Source organism: Actinomyces sp. oral taxon 897, assembly GCF_002999235.1.
Classification (GTDB): Bacteria; Actinomycetota; Actinomycetes; order Actinomycetales; family Actinomycetaceae; genus Actinomyces.
In genome coordinates this window covers 2,987,588-3,006,058 of sequence record NZ_CP027236.1, presented here as the reverse complement: position 1 = coordinate 3,006,058, position 18,471 = coordinate 2,987,588, and the positions used below count along the sequence as shown (strand labels likewise).

15 protein-coding genes are annotated in these 18,471 nt (G+C 69.3%); 4 read left to right on the top strand and 11 right to left on the bottom strand.

All coding sequences use genetic code 11. The features are described 5' to 3' along the window. Positions 1-30: 30 nt before the first annotated feature. The 3 genes from C3V41_RS11850 to C3V41_RS11840 form a co-directional block, all read right to left on the bottom strand. Positions 31-687 (bottom strand): Imm5 family immunity protein, encoded by a 657-nt coding sequence (locus tag C3V41_RS11850; RefSeq protein ID WP_106110846.1) that lies wholly within the window; start codon positions 685-687, stop codon positions 31-33. Positions 688-1,162: 475 nt separating this feature from the next. Next, positions 1,163-1,783 (bottom strand): Imm5 family immunity protein, encoded by a 621-nt coding sequence (locus C3V41_RS11845; protein ID WP_174714778.1) that lies wholly within the window; start codon positions 1,781-1,783, stop codon positions 1,163-1,165. 121 nt (positions 1,784-1,904) lie between these two features. Continuing rightward, positions 1,905-2,576 (bottom strand): Imm5 family immunity protein, encoded by a 672-nt coding sequence (locus C3V41_RS11840; protein WP_174714777.1) that lies wholly within the window; start codon positions 2,574-2,576, stop codon positions 1,905-1,907. Positions 2,577-2,902: 326 nt separating this feature from the next. On the opposite strand from C3V41_RS11840, the gene C3V41_RS14470 reads away from it, so the two are divergent. The 3 genes from C3V41_RS14470 to C3V41_RS11830 all read left to right on the top strand — a co-directional run bounded on the left by C3V41_RS14470 (position 2,903) and on the right by C3V41_RS11830 (position 4,423). After that, positions 2,903-3,202, top strand: coding sequence for a hypothetical protein (locus C3V41_RS14470; RefSeq protein WP_368033300.1), 300 nt, complete (start codon positions 2,903-2,905; stop codon positions 3,200-3,202). Between the two features lie 18 nt (positions 3,203-3,220). Next, positions 3,221-3,643, top strand: coding sequence for a hypothetical protein (locus C3V41_RS11835; RefSeq protein WP_106110416.1), 423 nt, complete (start codon positions 3,221-3,223; stop codon positions 3,641-3,643). A 114-nt stretch (positions 3,644-3,757) separates the two neighbouring features. After that, on the top strand, positions 3,758-4,423 hold the full coding sequence (locus C3V41_RS11830; protein ID WP_174714776.1) for an Imm5 family immunity protein: 666 nt from the start codon (positions 3,758-3,760) through the stop codon (positions 4,421-4,423). Between the two features lie 879 nt (positions 4,424-5,302). Here the strand turns inward: C3V41_RS11830 and folE are convergent. The 4 genes from folE to C3V41_RS11810 form a co-directional block, all read right to left on the bottom strand. After that, entirely contained in the window at positions 5,303-5,875 is a 573-nt protein-coding gene (folE, locus tag C3V41_RS11825; protein WP_106110415.1) for a GTP cyclohydrolase I FolE, read from the bottom strand. Then, positions 5,872-8,037: an ATP-dependent zinc metalloprotease FtsH gene (gene ftsH / locus C3V41_RS11820; protein ID WP_106110414.1), complete on the bottom strand. Its 2,166-nt coding sequence runs from the start codon at positions 8,035-8,037 to the stop codon at positions 5,872-5,874. The genes folE and ftsH overlap by 4 nt, the downstream gene beginning before the upstream one ends. A gap of 209 nt (positions 8,038-8,246) precedes the next feature. After that, the gene (locus C3V41_RS11815) at positions 8,247-9,617 is read right to left on the bottom strand and encodes a hypothetical protein (protein WP_129591612.1); all 1,371 of its coding nucleotides are present in this window, start codon (positions 9,615-9,617) and stop codon (positions 8,247-8,249) included. Positions 9,618-9,804: 187 nt separating this feature from the next. After that, entirely contained in the window at positions 9,805-11,433 is a 1,629-nt protein-coding gene (locus tag C3V41_RS11810) for a hypothetical protein (protein WP_129591611.1), read from the bottom strand. A gap of 115 nt (positions 11,434-11,548) precedes the next feature. On the opposite strand from C3V41_RS11810, the gene cas6 reads away from it, so the two are divergent. After that, on the top strand, positions 11,549-12,379 hold the full coding sequence (gene cas6, locus C3V41_RS11805; protein ID WP_106110411.1) for a CRISPR system precrRNA processing endoribonuclease RAMP protein Cas6: 831 nt from the start codon (positions 11,549-11,551) through the stop codon (positions 12,377-12,379). Here the strand turns inward: cas6 and C3V41_RS11800 are convergent. The 4 genes from C3V41_RS11800 to C3V41_RS11785 all read right to left on the bottom strand — a co-directional run bounded on the left by C3V41_RS11800 (position 12,313) and on the right by C3V41_RS11785 (position 18,470). Next, on the bottom strand, positions 12,313-14,904 hold the full coding sequence (locus tag C3V41_RS11800; protein ID WP_106110410.1) for a hypothetical protein: 2,592 nt from the start codon (positions 14,902-14,904) through the stop codon (positions 12,313-12,315). The two genes, cas6 and C3V41_RS11800, sit on opposite strands and share 67 nt — an antisense overlap. A 254-nt stretch (positions 14,905-15,158) precedes the next feature. Continuing rightward, positions 15,159-15,569, bottom strand: coding sequence for a hypothetical protein (locus tag C3V41_RS11795; RefSeq protein ID WP_129591610.1), 411 nt, complete (start codon positions 15,567-15,569; stop codon positions 15,159-15,161). Next, a complete protein-coding gene (locus tag C3V41_RS14315; protein ID WP_106110408.1) occupies positions 15,566-17,824 on the bottom strand; it encodes a hypothetical protein in 2,259 nt (752 codons plus the stop codon). Before C3V41_RS14315 ends, C3V41_RS11795 begins: the two co-directional genes overlap by 4 nt. Before the next feature lies 1 nt (position 17,825). After that, positions 17,826-18,470: a hypothetical protein gene (locus tag C3V41_RS11785; RefSeq protein ID WP_106110407.1), complete on the bottom strand. Its 645-nt coding sequence runs from the start codon at positions 18,468-18,470 to the stop codon at positions 17,826-17,828. Between the last annotated feature and the right edge of the window lies 1 nt (position 18,471).

The following is an 18,471-nucleotide window of genomic DNA, read 5'->3' as shown; positions in this document are numbered from 1 at the left end:
TGCTGGCGGGACGTGGCGACCGACCGGTCCTCAGGTGGCCAGGACGGTGGGGATGGCCTTGTCGAGGTACCAGGTCCAGAAGGCGCGGCGTGCTGGGACGTCGGTCTGTTCGAGTGGCTGCCAGTTCAGGGCGCCAGCGGCGGCGCTGGCGCAGCTGTAGCTGGACTCGAGTGTGTCGGGAAGCATCTCGTCGTCGTCGACCATGTCGTCGAACTCCTCCCACAGGTCCATGTCAGGGTCACGGTGACAGGCCGAGACGACCATGAGCGAGGCGGCGTCGGCGACAAGCGATGAGATGTCTTTGACCGGGTCTGTCCTCGTGACATCGGTTCCCGGCTCCAGCTCGTCTGACTCCGCGGCGCTGATAGCACTGGAGAGGAAGGTCTCGGCGTCCTCCTGGGCCTGATCAATATCTGTTATGCGTCGGTCCATGAGGTCCTGGGCAAGGGCGATCATCTCCTCGACCCGTTGATCCCCGGGGAATCCGCGGTACCAGACGGGCAGGACGTGTCGGACGCAGGCTATCTTGAGTCTGACGCGGTGCTGGTAGGAGACCTCGTCGTCATGGGGGTCGAGCATGGCCCGCCAGATCCGCTTGCGCGTGGGCAGGGACAGGATGCCCTTCACGTTACCGGCATCGGCCAGCTCGGCCCGTGCCGCCCGGATCTCACGGTCCACAGCATCCATGTCAATCACAAGGAGGATTGTTCCCCACGCGCCTGGGTGGGGCAAGAAGTGTCCCACGGTCCGGACGGTCTTGGTGCGGCCGCCTGGTCTACCTGTGGACTACCTGGGCCGCACACGCAGGTAGAACGGGGCGGACCGCAGGGCTTTGGCTCGTAGGTGGTACGGAGCCGCACACGCGGTCACAGGGAACGGGAGCCTCCTCCTGGTTGTGCTACTGCTGGTGGGACGCGGTCCCAGGCTCCCACGCCATGGGCGCACCGCCGCTGAGAGTAGATCGCTACAATGTCCCTGCCCCAGGCCTCTGCATTAGGTGGGCGCATCACTCCGTTGCGCCGCTGCTGGCGGGGGTGCAGCGGCGGCGTGGGCGGCCTGCGTTGTACCGGCGTGGGCGGAGAGCGCGGTACAACGCATTGTTGTAACTTAACCCGCATGAGGTTGTACCGGCACGGGTGAGGACGTGGCGACCGACCGATCCTCAGGTAGCCAGGACGGCGGGGATGGCCTCGTCGAGGTACCAGGTCCAGAAGGCGCGGCGTGCTGGGACGTCGGTCTGCTCGAGCGGCTGCCAGTTCAGGGCACCGGCAGCTGCACTGGCACAGCTGTAGCTCGACTCAAGGCAGTCAGAGAGCAGATCGTCGTCATCTGTCGCTCTGCCTACGGTGTCGTAATCGGGGTCGCGGTAGCAGGCTGATGTGACCATATGCGCGGAGGCGTCGGCGACGAAGACAGCAGGCTGTGTGATACTGTTAAAGTCCTCTACCTCACAGTAGATGTTGTTGGTTAGGCCGTCAGCCCAGTCCTCAGCATCAACAGGATCTACCTGGTGATTCATAAGCTGCTGGGCAAGAGAGATCATCTTCTCAACTCGTTGGTCTTCAGGAAAGGCCCGGTACCAAAGACGGTGGACGTGTCGGACGCAGGCGATCTTGAGCCTGATGCGGTGCTGGTAAGAAGTCTCGTCGTCTGCGGGGTCGAGCATGGCACGCCAGATCCGCCTACGCGTAGACAGGGACAGGATCCCCTTGGCATTCCCGGGGGCGGCCAGCTCGGCCCGAGCGGCCCGGATCTCACGATCCACCGCGGTCATATCGATCATGGGGAGGATTATCCTCTGCTACCTGAGAAGGGTCAACAAGGCAGCTCGTGGTGCCGGGCGGCTTAGCCGCCCAGTACCACGACAAGGATATACGGCCCGCTGGGTAAGAGGTAACCAGGTCTCAGGTGGCCAGGGTGGTGGGGATGGCCTTGTCGAGGTACCAGGTCCAGAAGGCGCGGCGTGCTGGGACGTCGGTCTGCTCGAGCGGCTGCCAGTTCAGGGCGCCAGCGGCGGCGCTCGCGCAGCTGTAGCTGGACTCGAGGGTGTCGGGAAGCATCTCGTCGTCGTCGACCATGTCGTCGCACTCCTCCCACAGATCCATGTCAGGATCACGGTGACAGGCCGAGAAGACCATGAGCGAGGCAGCGTTGGCGACGAGAGCTGAGACGTCTTTGACCGGGTCCGGGTAGATCACGCTTTCGCCCGGTTCTGGGTCGGTAGTGTCTGGTTCTGCGTCGCTAATGGCGTTGGAGAGGAATATTCCAGCCGTCATTCTTGCCTGGTCTATATCCGTTGTGCGTCGGTCCATGAGGTCCTGGGCGAGGGTAATCATCTCCTCGACCCTCTGGTCGCCGGGGAATCCGCGGTACCAGACGGGTAGGACGTGCCGGACGCAGGCGATCTTCAGCCTGACGCGGTGCTGGTAGGAGAGCTCGTCGTCATCGGGGTCGAGCATGGCCCGCCAGATCCGCTTGCGCATGGGCAGGGACAGGATCCCCTTGGCGTTCCCGGGGTCGGCCAGCTCGGCCCGAGCCGCCCGGACCTCACGGTCCACGGCCTCCATATCGATCATGATTGAACTCTCCTTAGTCTTGTCTTCAGTCAGGCGTGACAGCTCTACCGTAACACGTCCGTCCAGGGTCCGTCTACGACCTGGGCAGTTTTGTCACGGCCCCGTCAGAGTGGAAGATCCAGGTCCAACTAGGGTCAGCAACATACCAGTCTCTCCCCTGGTACTGAGCAAGTTTAGAAAAGTACTTTTGATAGTCGTTACAGACATTTTTTAACACTCCAATGGCAGGTATTTTTGCCGCGATAGACAATTGTCGCTCTGCGTGACATGTATAAAATCTCCCAACGGCCGTTGAGCGGAGGCTCGTCTCCGATGATGGTAAGGAGATCTTTGCCGACGCCGTCACTCCGGACGAGAGCGCCTACATCGCCTGGGCCGCTAAACACTCCGGCAGCGGGCGCGGATCCCTGTATGAGGGGAATGCCTCGCCCAAACTTCAAAACATACTTATGTCCGGCTTCGATAAAGAGACGAAAAGATATCGAGCGATGGTCGAATCTAGCGGCAACCCTGTGAACCGCCTCATGCTAGCCACCAACACGCCCGAAGCACAAGCATATCTCTACCAGCGAGCACTAGAGGCTCTGGACGGTAAGATACCTTTTGAGGTACGATTTACACCATAGCGAGAAAGGATGACTGTTATGGGCGTGAACTACGTGGTCCTTGCCGTCAGGTCCGAGGACTTCATCTTTGGCGCCGACATCTTCGTGCGCGAGGCGCAGAAGAGGTGGCCAGGGTGCGAGGTCTTCGACGCAAATCGAAGTAAAGATAGTCAGACTACGCTTGTTCAGGTGGAGCTGCAAGACGAACCTCCATTCTCTATAGATCACTTCCTTAACAATCGAATGGTCTCGACTGACGGGACCCCTGACCAGGCGGCCGAGGTGGCGGCCTGGGTGCGTCAGGCGAACCCGGACCCGGGCCTCGTCCTGTGGTTCGTAGACGACTCCTTCTCCGGGCACACCGTCCTGTACCCCGGTATCACCCCGGAGCAGATCACCGCGAACTGGGTCGACCACTCCGAGCACGACCCCTACACCGAGTACCCCGACTACTTCAACTAGGACTATCCGGAACTTGCTCTTTATGTGCCTGCGTTAGACGAGCATCTTCGCTGGGACCAGGCCCCAGGAAGGAAGACCTTGACCCCACCGGGAGCGTGGGGGACAATCCTCCCCATGATCGATATGGAGGCCGTGGACCGTGAGGTCCGGGCGGCTCGGGCCGAGCTGGCCGACCCCGGGAACGCCAAGGGGATCCTGTCCCTGCCCACGCGCAAGCGGATCTGGCGGGCCATGCTCGACCCCGATGACGACGAGCTCTCCTACCAGCACCGCGTCAGGCTGAAGATCGCCTGCGTCCGGCACGTCCTACCCGTCTGGTACCGCGGATTCCCCGGCGACCAGAGGGTCGAGGAGATGATCACCCTCACCCAGGACCTCATGGACAGGAGGGAAACAGACACGGACCAGGCCCAGGAGGACGCCGAGAGCCTGCTTGTTGGCGTAATCGATGACGTAAACGCAAGTGCTACAGAGGTGGAACCCGGACTATTGAAGCCAGATGCTACCAAGGAAGCCTCTTCCTTTGTCGCCGACGCCGCCTCCATGATGACTATCTCGGCCTGTTATCGTGACCCCGATTACGACACCGCCGAGGAGAGTGACGACATTACTGATGACGACGAATTGCTGCCAGACTCTCTTGACGAAAGCTACAGCTGCGCCAGTGCTGCTGCCGGTGCCCTGAACTGGCAGCCGGCCGAGCAGACCGACGTCCCCGCACGCCGCGCCTTCTGGACCTGGTACCTCAACGAGGCCATCCCCACCGTCCTGGCCACCTGAGAACCAGTTCGGTCACCGCCCCCGCCAGCACCGGCGCAACGGAGTGGTACGCTCGCCTAATGCAAAGGCCTAGGGCACGGGCATTGTGGCGATCTACTCTCAGCGTCGGTGCGCCCACTAATGCAGGGGTCTGGGGCCATCAAACAAACCAGGGCAATCCGTCACACGGTGCGCCCACCTGGCGCAAGGGCCTGGGGAAAACCATAAGAAGGAAGACATGGTTGAGTAGGCACACCCACCTGGTGCAGGAGCCTGGGACCATGCCCCGTCAGCAGTAGCACAAACCAGAAGAATATCCCCGTCCCCCGTTCTGCCTGCGTGTGCGGCTCTCCTCAGGCGCTCCCAGCAGGAGGTGCGCCTGACCATCCCCCGTTTTCTGTCTGCGTGTGCGGCGGTCGTCCCTTACGACCCCGCCAGCGCCAGTGACCCCGTCCCCCGTGCCTACGTGTGCGGCCCGGATCGCCTGGGCGCGTAGCCTGCGCAAGCCGTGCCGTCCCCCGTGCCTACGTATGCGGCCCAGGTAGCCCACAGGTAACCCAGGCGGCCGCACGAAACCCGCCCCGGCACCACGACCTCCCCCGTCGCCCCCAAGGCCTGTCACACGTAACAGAACATTTTGTGCACAGGGGAACGTTTTGCGCAGAAAGCAACCTGGATTGGTTACCTTCTGCACAATCGGTTACCCTGTGCACAAAATGTTCCCCCACGCGCAAAATGTTCCTCTGTGCGCAGGACGCCTCCCCACACAAGAACATCCTCGCCCACAGAACATCCCTGCCCACCACGTCCGCCGGGAGCCAGCCCCGGACCAGCCCCGGACCAGGCCCCCAGCCCCGCGCCCAGGGCCACCACCTCACACGAGACTCAGGAGCGCGAGACTCAGGACCGCCTCCCCATAATGAGGCTCATGGCCTCCGCGCGGGTAGCGGACTTACGCATAATCCCACGCACGGCGGAGGTCACCGTATTGGCGCCGGGCTTGCGTACGCCCCGCATGGACATGCACAGGTGCTCGGCCTCCACCACCACCAGGGCCCCCCGGCACCCCAGGCGTCCCACCAGGGCGTCAGCCACCTGGGCGGTCAGGCGCTCCTGCACCTGGGGCCGGCGGGCGTAGCCGTCCACGAGCCGGGCGAGCTTGCTCAGGCCGGTGACGCGCCCGTCCTCCCCTGGGATATAGGCCAGGTGGGCCATCCCGTGGAAGGGCAGGAGGTGGTGCTCGCACACCGAGTACATGGGGACGTCGCGCACCAGGACCATCTCCTCGTGGCCGACGTCGAACACCCGCTCCAGGTGCGCGGCCGGGTCCTGCCCCAGGCCAGAGAACATCTCCGCGTAGGCGCGGGCCATGCGCTCGGGGGTCTCGCGCAGCCCGTCACGCTCCGGGTCCTCGCCAATGGCCACCAGGAGGTCGTACACGGCCCGGCGCACGCCCTCGGCGTCATAGGTCATGCCTGCTCCGGGGCGGCGGCGACGTTACGCGGGGAGTCGGCCTCGCCAGCCAGGGAGCCGGCAGCGGGGACAGCGTAACCGAGCCCGCTGCCAGCAGGACGCCTCGGTGAGGCCGCGTCGGCCTGGCGGGCGGCGGTGAAGGAGCCGGTCAGCTCCTCACCGGCCACCAGCTCCTCGTCGGCGCTCCACAGGGGCCGGGGCGGCTGCCTGACCACGGGGGCGAAGATCGCCTCCAGATCCTTCTCCAGGAGGGTCTCCTTGGCCAGGAGCTGGCTGGCCAGCTCCTCCAGGACGGCGCGGTTGCGGGTGAGGATCTCCCAGGCCTCCCGGTGGGCGGCGTCCAGCAGGGCGCGCACCTCGGCGTCGACCCTCCCGGCCACGGCCTCGGAGTAGTCACGCCCGCCCGAGCCCAGGCCGTAGGGGTTGTCCGGCTCGGTGGTGCCCAGGCGGACCGCTCCCACGCTGGCGCTCATGCCGTAGTCGGTGACCATCTTGCGGGCGGTGGCGGTGGCCTTCTCAATGTCGTTGGAGGCCCCCGTGGTGGGGTCGCGGAAGACGATCTCCTCCGCGGCCCGCCCGCCCATGGCGTACACCAGCTGGTCCAGCAGCTCGTTGCGGGTGGTGGAGTACTTGTCGTCGCTGGGCATGACCATGGTGTAGCCCAGGGCCTTGCCGCGCGGCAGGATGGTGACCTTGGTGACCGGGTCGGAGTAGGCCCCGGCGGCCGCGCACAGGGCGTGCCCGGCCTCGTGGTAGGCGGTGACCGCCTTCTCGTGCTCGTTCATGACCCGGGTGCGCTTCTGGGGGCCGGCAATGACCCGGTCAATGGCCTCGTCCAGGGCCCGGTTGTCAATGAGCTGGGCGTTGGAGCGGGCGGTGAGCAGGGCCGCCTCGTTGAGGACGTTGGCCAGGTCCGCGCCGGTGAAGCCGGGGGTGCGCTTGGCCACCAGGTCCAGGTCGACGTCGCGGGTCATGGGCTTGCCCTTGGCGTGGACGCGCAGGATGGCGGCGCGCCCGGCCATGTCCGGGGCCTCGACGGAGATCTGCCGGTCAAAGCGCCCGGGGCGCAGCAGGGCCTGGTCCAGCACGTCGGGGCGGTTGGTGGCGGCAATGAGGATGACGTTGGTGGTGGCGTCAAAGCCGTCCATCTCCACCAGGAGCTGGTTGAGGGTCTGCTCGCGCTCGTCGTGGCCCCCGCCCATACCGGATCCGCGGTGGCGTCCGACGGCGTCGATCTCGTCCACGAAGATAATCGCGGGGGCGTTCTCCTTGGCCTGCTCAAACAGGTCGCGCACGCGCGAGGCCCCCACGCCCACGAACATCTCCACGAACTCCGAGCCGCTCATGGAGAAGAAGGGCACGCTGGCCTCCCCGGCCACGGCCCGCGCCAGGAGGGTCTTACCGGTGCCGGGAGGCCCGTAGAGCAGGACCCCCTTGGGGATCTTGGCGCCCACGGCCTGGAACTTCTCCGGCTCGGAGAGGAACTCACGGATCTCCTGGAGCTCCTCGACGGCCTCGTCCTCCCCGGCGACGTCCGCGAAGGTGACGTCGGGCATCTCCTTCTCCCCCACCTTGGCCTTGGAGCGGCCGAAGCCCAGGGCTCCCCCGGCGCCGCCCTGCATGCGTCCCAGGAGCCACCACATGAGGCCCAGGAACAGGACCATGGGCAGCAGGAGCTGGAGCGTGGAGCCCCACCAGCTGGAGGTGGGCACCACCGAGTTGTAGCCACCGGACGGGTTGGCGGCCTGGACGAGCTCATCGACCTGCTTGGCCTGGGCGGAGGTGTAGACGAACTGGACCTTGGTGCCGATCTCCTGGTCGGCCTGCCCCTCCTTCTTGGCCTTGAGGGTGTAGGGCTCGGTGAGATCCAGCTCCACGCGCTGGGTGCCGTCGATGACGGTCACGGACTTGACGGTGGAGGCGCTGTTCTTGAGGATATCCAGGCCGTCGGAGGTGTCCACGCTGCGGTAGCCGCTCATGGCGCTCAGCAGGCTCCAGGCCAGGACGGCCAGCAGGACGAAGGGCAGGACCCAGGTCAGCGGGTTGCCCAGGGGGCCGCTCGCCAGACCCTTCTTACGGCCCTTGGGGCCCTGGCCCTTGGCGCCCCCCTTGTCCGGGTGGCCGGAGGGGCGGCTCTGACGAGGCCGACCAGTGTGGTTCATGCGAGGTATCCCTTCACGCGTTGCTGACCCGACGGTAGCCGATACGGCGACCCGCGTTCGCCCCCGCTGCCCCCTCGTTCGCGCCCGGCGTGGCCTCAAGGCGCCCCGGCCCCGCTCGCCCCCGGCCGGGCCCGGTGCGCGGGATGAACGCGCTCGGGGGTGTGTGAAAGCCGTCCTGGACGGTATCCGCGTAGGGTGCCTGAAGCCCTTCAGCCGTCATCGTCCTGCTGCCCCGGGTGCCGTCGGTACCGGGCCAGGATCAGGCCGCTGGCGGAGGCGGCCATGGTCGCCACCCCCGTCCCGGTCACGTTCCTGACCAGCCGGTGGTGACGGCGACGCTCCTCGATCATGGCCGCCAGGGACACACCGCCCCGGATCTGGTCGGTGCCGTGGGATGTGGACGCCGCCGTCGGCGCGGACGGCACGGTGCCCTCGGCGGGGTCGGCCTCCAGGGGCGTGCCCTGCGACGTCGGGCCGTCCTGGGAGGCCCGCGCCAAGGAGGGGCCCCGGCCCCGCGCCCCGTCCGGGGAGGCGGTCCGAGTGGCCTGGGACCCGTCGCCCTGCGCGGACGCGGCCCCGCCCGGGGCCCCGTCATCCTGGTCCGACTGCCCGTTACCCTGGGGATGCTGCCCGTTACCCTGGTCCGGCAGGCCGGTGGAGACGGTGACGCCGTGGGGCCGGGCCACGAAGGTCAGGTCCGCCTGCAGGCTGGGCGAGAGGGCGTCCACGTGGACCCCGGCGGACGTGGTGGGACCGGTGGCGTGGACGAGCCTGCCGTCCCCCAGGTAGACGGCGGTGTGGTAGACGTTGCCGAAGTAGGGGGCGCCACCGGGCTGGGTCCCGGCGTGCTCCTGGTTGGAGAAGAACAGGACGTCCCCGCGCTGGTACTGCCCGTCCGTGTCGAGCCACAGGTCCCCGTGGGCGTAGAACCACCGGGCCAGCCTGCTCGCCTGCCCCAGCTCCGCCCCCGACGTCGTCCCGAAGTCCACCGCCTGGCCCACCTGCGTGTTCCCACCCACCACGTAGGTGGTGTGCTCGTAGTCCCAGCCCCGTAGGACCATGCCGACGAACGCGGAGGCGGTCACGGCGTAGGGGCGGGTCTGGGTGTCGTGGACGACCTGGTCGGACAGGGGTGTCGCGCGCCCGGAGTCCCAGTGCAGGGCCTCCCCGGCGGCGGCAAAGGTCATGGCACGGGCCACGGTGTCCTCGACGGCGGCCGGGTCGGGCACGGTCCGCGGCGCGGTGGGCAGGCCCTCGGGCACCGCCCACCGCCCGTCGACCAGGGGCACCGCAATGTCCCCCAGGTCACCGGCAGGCAACGAGTCGGTGACCGAGTAGGACATGGCGCCCCCGTCACCGGCGCTCACGGTCCCCAGGGTGGCCACGGTGCCGGACAGGCCCCTGACCCGCAGCAGGTCCGCGGTGCTGTTGAGCCGGGGGCCGCCCGAGGCGCCCGGGCCCGGGTGCATGACCGGCGAGATGACGGCGGAGGCGGCCAGTATGAGGATGAGGACGAGGGCGCTGAGGGAGCCGACCACACGTCTGCGTGTGGTCTGGGACGCGGTCTCAGGCGTGGTCACGCTCGTCATCTCCTGTCGTCGGGACGATCAAGACGTAACCGTATCGTAACAGACGACGGCGGTGTGCACCTCCTATCGAAAACGGGCCGCCCGGGCGCTGGCCCCACCCTCCAGGGCGTTGACGCGCCTCCCGTCAGGGACGGGCCCCGCAGCTCGGGTCGGTACGGGGCTGGTCGGGCTCCGCGGCTCAGGACTCGGCGGACCCCCGATCCGACCGGGACCCCCGATCTGACCGGGACCGGTGATCCGACCATGACCGGCCCCCAATGAGCACGGTGAGCGCCAGCCCCACGCCGATACTGGCCAGGATCATGCCCGCCAGGAGGAGCCAGGCCAGCCACCCCCGGTCCCCCACGCCGCGGTCCGGGTCCCAGTTGACCCACAGCTCCAGCACGACGCTCAGCGGCACCCCCACGAACGCCAGGACGGCCAGGGCCTTCTCCATCACCCGGCTGGAGCGCTGGCGCTCGAGCTCAATGCGCTGCTCCTGACGCCCCAGCAGGTTCTGGACGCTCTCACGGAGCTGGTGGACCTGCTCCACGACCTGCTGGACGGAGCGCTCCAGCCCGCCGGTGGCCTGCATCCACCGCAGGAGCCGGTCGCCCAGGGGCGCGTCGGTGACGTCGGTCCACCACTCCCCGGCCAGGAAGACCACGGCCTCGCTGTCCAGCGTAATGGCCTTGTCGATAGCCGCGTCGAGCGTCGGCACGGCCTGCTCCCCGGGGGCCGGGCCTGCGCCTCGCCCTCGTGCCACCTGGTCCGCGTCCCCGACGTCGGCAGGCGGCCGGTGGCGCGCACCCGTGGTAACCCCCTCCGAGGTCGAGCCCACCAGGGAGCGCAGCTCGGCGGCGGCCTGCCCCAGACGGCTGGAGAGCTCCTTGACCCGCGCCCGGCCCAGCAGCACCAGGAGGTAGATGTCCAGGTGGGTGGTGACCATGGCCAGGCGCCCGCGCGGCCCCCAGTTGTCCTCCTGGCGCTGCACGTAGGCGACGACGTTCTCGTTCATGGTCACCGACCAGCTCTGCGAGAGCAGGTGGGTGGCGCCGCGCACCTCCGCCAGCTTCTCCTCCCCCAGCTCCGTGGAGCTCGACGTGGGCAGCCACGCCATCTGCCACCCGACGACGACGCACTCATGCACGCCCAGCCGCGCCCCCGCCGGCAGCGGCCTCATCCCGGCGAGGACCTCCTGACCCAGGGGGAGGCGCGCGGACGCCCCCTCCACCGCCGCCACGGCGTCGCGGTAAGGGACCCAGACCACGGTGAACAGCGGGACCGTGCGGTCGCTCATGGCGTTGTACTGGAGCCTGAAACCGACGTCGTGCGTGGTGTGCGCACCCAGCAGGTCCCCGACCACGGCAAGGAAGTTCTCCCGGTACCTGCTCTGAAAGAGGTCGTGGAGCGCCCGCTGCGGCAGACTGGCCGCACGTGCGTGGACCACCACCATAAAGGCTGTCCCCGGCACCGACTGCGTACCGATATGGAGCACCTCGAGGGCACCGAGAACCAGGACGCACCCGTCAGGCAGCATTAGCTCAGGAGCCTCCTGCGCGTCGAGGACGACGTGGTGGCGGACGTCGTTGTCCAGCAGCCTCTCGGCGACCTCCCGGTGGAGCACCTGCCGCCTGACGTCACGGGGGCTCTTGGCCCCGGCCCGGGTGCGGAAGGTGGCGGTCCCCGTGTGCCACGGACGGCCCGGGCCGGCTGGGAAGGCCTCGTCCCAGCACCGGTCTGCGTGCCCCTCGATAACGATCACCAGGCGTGCGTCACCGGGGCCACCGACATTCATAAAGGCTGTCACGGCAGGCTCAGGGCTCATGGGTCTACTGTGTCACATGTCAGGTACCACGCACGTCGTGTGACACGGTGTCCTGGCAGCGGTCCGGCCCTCACCCCGGCAGCGGTCCGGCCCTCACGGGCCAGGAAGGTCAGTCATGCCCACCACCGTCTTTATCGAGTTCGACTCCCCCGCCCCCGTGGAGGCCACGCCCCGCCGCCTGCACGCGGCCTGGGGCCGGGTGCTGGACCTGCCTGAGGGCGTCAGCCCCGAGCGGGCCCGGTCCCTGCCGGCCCTGGCGCCCCGGCCCCCGCACGCCCTGGGCGGCCCCAAGCCGTACTGCGTGGGGCAGACGACGGCGTCGGGCAGGACGTACGGGTTCGAGCTGCGGTTCCTGGACGACCGCCTGGTGGACACCCTCGACGGCTGGCTCACCTGGGGCGGCGTGCTGCCGGTAGGTGACGGGGGCCGGGGCACCGTGGCCCTGGCGGCGCGCAGTGCCCAGGTGGTGGAGCATCGCACCTGGGCCGAGCTGGAGGCGCAGAACACCGACACGTCATGGGTGGTGCGCCTGCTCACCCCCACGGTGTTCTCGAGCCGGGGCAGGCACGTGCCGGGCGTCTCACCAGCCTCCCTGGCGGCGAGCCTGCACGCCCGCTGGTGCGCCTACAGCCCGACGGGACCGCTGCGCCTGCCCGACCGTCAGGCCTTGGCGGAGGCGCTCACCACCGTGGACCGTACCGAGCCCGTGGAGGTGGGCCTGGCCATGCCGCGCGGTGACGGCCGGGGCAGGCTCTCCGCGAACCGGATCGTGGCCTACGAGGGCGAGCTGCGTATTAGCGCACGCCCCGGGGCGACAGCGCAGGTCCTCTCCCGGCTCATGGCCCTGGCCGGCTTTACCAACGCCGGATCGCACACCGCCTACGGCATGGGGGTGGTGGACGTGGAGGCGGGCGCGCAGCCCGACGGGGACGCGCTCACCAGCTGACCCATCTTCTCATCGAGGTCAGCAAGCCGCTGCGCCCAGTCGTCAGGCTCGACGCCGTGCTTGTCACGCACCGCCGCGACGGCGCGCTCCAGCAGCTCCGGGTAGTCAACCCCCTCAAAGGTGTCCCCGGGCGGGACGTTCTCACGGCCCCAGCCTGCGAAGGTAATAGCGCAGGCGACGGCGAACGGATCCTTATCGCCCGGCCCGTGGGTGACCGTGGTGTTATCACGCACGCGCACCACTACACGGAGAAGGTCCGCCGCCTTTGCTCTCTTCCAGGATTCCAGGTTGTCCACGTTGGACTTCTGGAGGACACAAGCGTGGCGTCTCGGGGGGTCGGCAATAAGCTCGCCGACTATGGTCATAAGGCGTGCCCGGGCATCGGGCTTGGTGACAGAAGGCCACATCCGGGCCACACCGCACATGACCGAGAGCAGCCGGGGGGCGTAGACGTCAATGTCGTCAGCACCCGCTGGCTCCGCGAGCCCACGGGCCAGGTCCTGGGCCTGGTCGGCCAGCGAGGCCGCCTCGGGGGATCCCAGGCGCAGGAGGCGCGCGGCGGTGAGCAGGTCCAGACGCCGCAGGCAGAAATGCGCAGCCTCGATCAGGACCTGGCGCGCGTCCTTATCGAGCCCGAACTGGTGGGTCGTCAGGTGCTCACGCCCCTGGGGGGACTGCGAGCTGGCGGGCGGGCGCGTGGTGCCCGAGACCAGGAAGACCGGCACCCCGTGCCCAGCCCCGTACTCCTGGGCAACCCGCAGTGCCGCGAGCAGGGCCTGCTTCTCCCCCGCCGCGTAGACGACCACCGCCCGCGGCCGGGGGTCCAGGGAGTCGAGCCAGTCCTTGACACCCTCACGCAGGCTTTTAAAGGCCGCCATCTGGCGTCTGCCGTCCTTATACCGACTAAAAGCCGTCCCGTAAGGGGTCACCCGCACGTCAGCGGGCTCCCAGTGGGCAGCCAGCCCCTGGTCCTGGCTAGAGGGCCACTCACCTGGGCCCCTCCCAGCCAGGCCGTCGGGCCCGGCACCCTCACCCGCCGGGTGGTCCTCTGGCCCGGCGGTCAGGCGCCTGATCTTCTGCCTCTCCTTCTGGGCGTAGTCCTCCATGTCCTGGGAGGCCAGGAGCATGAGGTGGAGCGTGAACAGCCCGTCGCTACCGGTCGCCTGGCGCACCTGGGCCAGATCCTCTGAGTGAGGCAGGCCGTGGAGAATCTGCTCCGCCGGGGAGGGGCGGGTCCGCCCGGTACCGTGGTCGCTCTGGGGGCGGGACTGCGCGCAGACCATGGCAATGTCCCCGCCCGGCCACGACAGCCAGTCGGGCCGCTCGATCCCGCAGCTGCTCAGCAGGTCGGCCACGCGGTCCACCGGGCTCACGGCCGCTCCGGGGTAGCCCCCGGACTGGGGCCCGGCTCCCAGGCCAGTCCCATTGTCCGGGCCAGTCCCATTGTCCGGGTCGGTCTCATAATCCGGGCTGGTCCCGGCATCCGCCCCGGTCTCCGCCTGGTCCTTAAGGTCTTCCTGGCCGCCTTCGGTGCCCGGGCTGGTCATGGAACCGGTTCCCGCCCCAATGACACCGAGCTCGTGGGTGGCGCGCTTGCCAATATCATTGAGCCAGCCCTTGGTGCGCAGCCACTCGTCGTGCGGCAGGAGCACCCTGCCCCGGCTCCGTTCCTTCTCCAGGCCCCCCAGGACGCGGCCGAGCGGGCGGTCTCGGTTTTCCTGCCTCACCTGGTCGGTAACCTGCTCGGGGGCCTCCCCGGAGTCCCTCATGTACTGCTCCCTGCGACTGCGGTACTCGGCCACCAGCCAGGCCCTGGCCGCCATCCCCGCTGCCTGGTCCCCCCGGGCGAGGTCGCACAGCAGGAGCTCACCGAGGTCGTGCGACGTCGGGCAGCCTCCATCCCCTGCCGCCCGGTGCGCTACCTGGACGGCGGCCTTGACGACGTCGTCGCTGACGCGGCCCTCCAGGCAGGTGGGCAGCCCCAGGCCCAGGAACCAGCCCCGCTCCGGGTGGTGTGCCGTCACCCCGGTGACGGACATGTCCTCGATACGGGCGGGCCCGCTCTCACCGGCCAGGATCAGGGACCACTCGTCGGCCTGGGCGGCGGCCACGGTCCCCGCGAGGGACAGTGAGAAGGCGGTCGCACCTGAGCCGAAGGCGAGCGCCACGTGGCCGCGGTGGGCGGTCAGGCGGTGGTCGACCTGGCTCATGAGGTCCTCCAGCTCCCCCAGGCCCGCTACCAGGACCGGCTCCTGGAGCCGGAGCGTGGCGCCGGTGCGGTCGCGCAGCCCGGCACGCACCCCGGGCTCACTGAGGCACTCGTGCACGGCCCTCAGGTACGGCTCGGTGGCCCCGCGTCCCTTACGGGTGGCCACGAGCAGCAGGTCAATGTCCGCGCGCCCGTACTGGACGAGCGCCTTGAGGTACTTGTACAGCGGCGTCCCCTCGTGAGGGCGGGCGATCTCGACCCGGGCGGGCTGCTCCTCGGCGTCGGGGTGGACGCCGTCAAGGAGCGCCTGCACCACGCGGACAGCCTCCTCAGGAAGGGCCTGCTCGGCGGGGGGCTCCGTCCCAGGGGCTGGCCTACCGTCCGGGCACCGGGGGCTTGGGCCCTCACCGGCCGGCTCGCGGGACGACCGGAGGCGCCCCGCCAGGGCCCTCAGCTTCTCTGCCCTGCGCAGGGCATACGGATCCAGCTCACTGGGCCTGAGGACCTTCCCGGCGCGCCAGCCAGTGCCGACGCCAAGGTCCGAGCGGCCGACGACGTGAATGAGCATGGTCATGGCAAGCTCTTCCTCCCACTCTGACCGGGAGGGGGTCCCACCGTGGCCAGGCCGCGAGCGCCGACGGGGCGCCCGGCCGTATCGCGGACGAGCTCGTGGGGCCAGGCCAGGTCGTCCCGCTGCGGGCAGTGCTCAGCGACGACCCTGCTGGTGACGTACAACACTCCTGGTTGCGGGTCGGGCAGGGGCGGGTCGAGCCCTACCAGGCCCTCCCCGTAGGTGAGGGACAGCGTCACCGGCGTCTCCTCCCCGGTACCGTCCCCGGCACCGAGGGCGCCCACGGTGACCGTGGTGCCGCCACCCAGCACCAGGCGGGGGACCGTGCCCGACGGTGGCAGGACCAGCTGCTGCCCGTCGCCTATGAGCACCACCTCGTGCGGGTTGAGGTTGACCAGTCTGTAGCTCACCATCGACGGCCTCCGTGGCCCCCACGGCCCCCACGGCCCCCGTAGCCTCCGCGCCGCTGCGGCGGGCCCGGGACCTGCCTGCCCTGTCGCCGGGCCGGGATCTCAATACTGAGCGGCCTCGGGGGGTCCGCCAGTGGTGTGGGGGACTGCCCGCGTCCTTCCTTGGGCCTGCCCTCCTCGGTCTGGTTGTTGGCCCGGTTCTCCTTCAGGCTCATGTAGCGTACGGGGATCCCGTCGGTGTAGCCGTAGGCCGCACGCTGCATGGCCCTGACCCAGGGGAGCCGGTCCAGGATGTCCAGGACGTCGTCGGGCAGGGTGGGGGGCGGGGTCGTGGGCACCATCCCCAGGCACCCCTCCAGGCTGCGGTAGCCGTCCGCCAGGGCCTGCCCGGTGTGGACGCGCACGCCGCCCTCGGGGACCTCCACCTTGACCACCCCCAGCCCCAGCGGCTTGCCCAGGCCCATGCGCATAAAGCCCGCGGCCTGTCCGGTGCGCTCGGAGGCCGGGACGAGGTTCCTGGGGTCCAGCAGCCACAGGAGCGCCGCGAGCTCCTCGGGCTCGACGTCGTCCACCCGCAGCCGGCAGGTCAGGACGCTGCCCGTCTCCAGCCAGTCGCGCACGCGCAGGCGCACCGTGTCCGCGGGGACGTCCAGCCCCTCCTGGGGCGGCACGCTCGTGGCCTCCTGCGGCAGCCCCTTCCTCCCCAGGACGCCCCGGTGGACCGGGTAGGCGGCCAGGCCCAGGTACTGGCCCGGGGTAAAGAGCCTGGGGCGCGGCAGGGGGCGGTCGCCGTCGGCCGGTGTCCGGCCGGTCCTGGAGTCGGTCAGGAACCGCCGTGCCGAGGCGGGCTTGGGGCTGAGGAGGGGTGCCAGGAGCTCACCCCTGCCGCGCGTGACCTGGGCCTGACTCGTGTCCACGACCCCGACGGCGACCCGCCCCCTGGCGGCCACGTCGCCCCCGACGGCCCCCTCCGGGGCGTCCTGGACGACGTAGCCAAAGAGCCGGTCCGCCGCGCTGGCCTCACAGCGGGAGGCCAGGGGGAGGACCCCCTGGGCGCGTCCCAGGTCCTGGGGGGAGGAGTCGTAGGCGCGTCGTCCGATCATGGTGGGGACGAGCTGGACCACCCTGTGCGCCACGCCCCTGATGAGGGTGTTGTCCTCCCGGTAGCTCTCCTCTCCCAGCAGCGCGTAGGCGAGGTCGCCCTCGGCGAGCCCCGGGTGCCCCGCCTCCTTGCCGGCGAAGGCCTCGTCGGTCACCCGGTTGGCCCTCTGGGTCCGGCCCGCCCTGACCTGCCGGCGTTCCTCCTCCTCGCGCTGCTCACGGTAGCTGTTGGCCACAATGGTGTAGCCCCTGGCCACCTCGGGGGTAATGGTGACGGTCAGCGGCTCCTTCTCGGTGGTGAAGAACACCCGTTCGTAGCGTTTCTTCTCGTACAGCAGCCAGGGCTGCTCCGCGTCCTGGTCGCTCGCGGTCCGGTAGACGTACCCGGTCACGTCGTACTCGTTCATGTACTTGGGAATCGCGGACTCCCCACCGACGGTAAAGGCCTCCTCCGGCTCCGCCTCCCCGACCCCCAGGTGGGTCACGTGCCAGAAGGCGTACCTGCCGCTGCCGTGCACGTACAGGGCCAGGTGGCAGCGCAGCTGCTTGCCGTGGTGGGTCATGGCCGTGAGCCTGCGCCCCCTGCCATCCAGGACCAGGGTCGCGCTGCCCTTGTAGCCGGTCTGCATGGCCGCCGCCCGCATGACCGGGATCCTCTCGCCGTCGTGGCTGACGGTCTGTGTGGACGACCCGGCCAGCAGCTCAGCCTCCAGGCTGCCGTCCTCGTTGACCCTGGTCACCCGCAGGGGCACGAGCCGCAGGGAGTCGGCGGCGTCGGAGCGGTAGGTGAGGCGGTCGGCACGCGGCTGGAGGGCACGGAACCGTGAGGCGGTCAGGGCCTCGTAGGCGCGCGACAGCATGCCCTTGACCATGGTCGGCGGGACCACGACGCCCCCGCTGGTGTCCCGGGGGAGGCGGACGGTGCCCGCCTGCCTGCCGTCGGGTGACGCATCCTGCTCACCCAGGACGAGCGGGGTCATGAGCGTCATACGCAGGTCGATGGTCCCCGACCACCTGCGGGGGTGGAGGCGGTCGTGCCCAGCCGCCTCGTGGTCGGTAAAGAGGGCGGCGGGGAGCCTGCCGCCGTCAACGAGCCGTGCCGCCGCCCGCCGCAGGACCGGGATCCGGTTGACGGCGGAGTGGAACTCACCCATCTCACGTCCACCTTCCTGTCAGGATCTCGTCGGTAAAGACTGTGTTCCCGTAGACCGGCTCCCTGGTAAAGACCTCCAGGGCCGTCATACGGCCGGCTGCGCCGGAGCGGGAGGCGCTGCGGTGCTCCAGGTAGCGGTTCCGGCGGTACCAGCAGCTCTCCAGGGGCAGGCCGGGGGGCGCCGCCTCCCTCGCGCCCTCCCTCGCGCCGGTACCCGCCCCGGCAGGGGCGCCGTCGGCCCTGGGGGAGGTGTACACCCGGATCTCGGCGCACCCCGACCCGTTGAGCCAGCGCAGCTCGTGGGCCGCCACCCCCGGCTCCGGCCCGCCGTCGGGCTGCCAGAGCCGCAGCTCGTAGACGGTGTCCAGCTCCACCACGGCACTGGCGGTGTCCCTCAGGCCGTCCAGCGCCACGGTCCCCAGGACGCGGGTGCCCCGGGTGGTGAACGCCAGTCCCGTCCACTCCCCGGTCCCCAGGCGTCCCAGTACGTGGTCCAAGGTGGCGGCCTCGTCCACCTCCACGCCCCAGGCGCCCTCCTCCAGGGCGGGAAGGTCCCCGGACCTGCCCAGCTCCTGGGCCAGGTCCCGGGCCTGTCTAATGTCCTGGGCGAACAGGCCGGTGTGCCCGGCATCCTGCTCCTGCGTCATC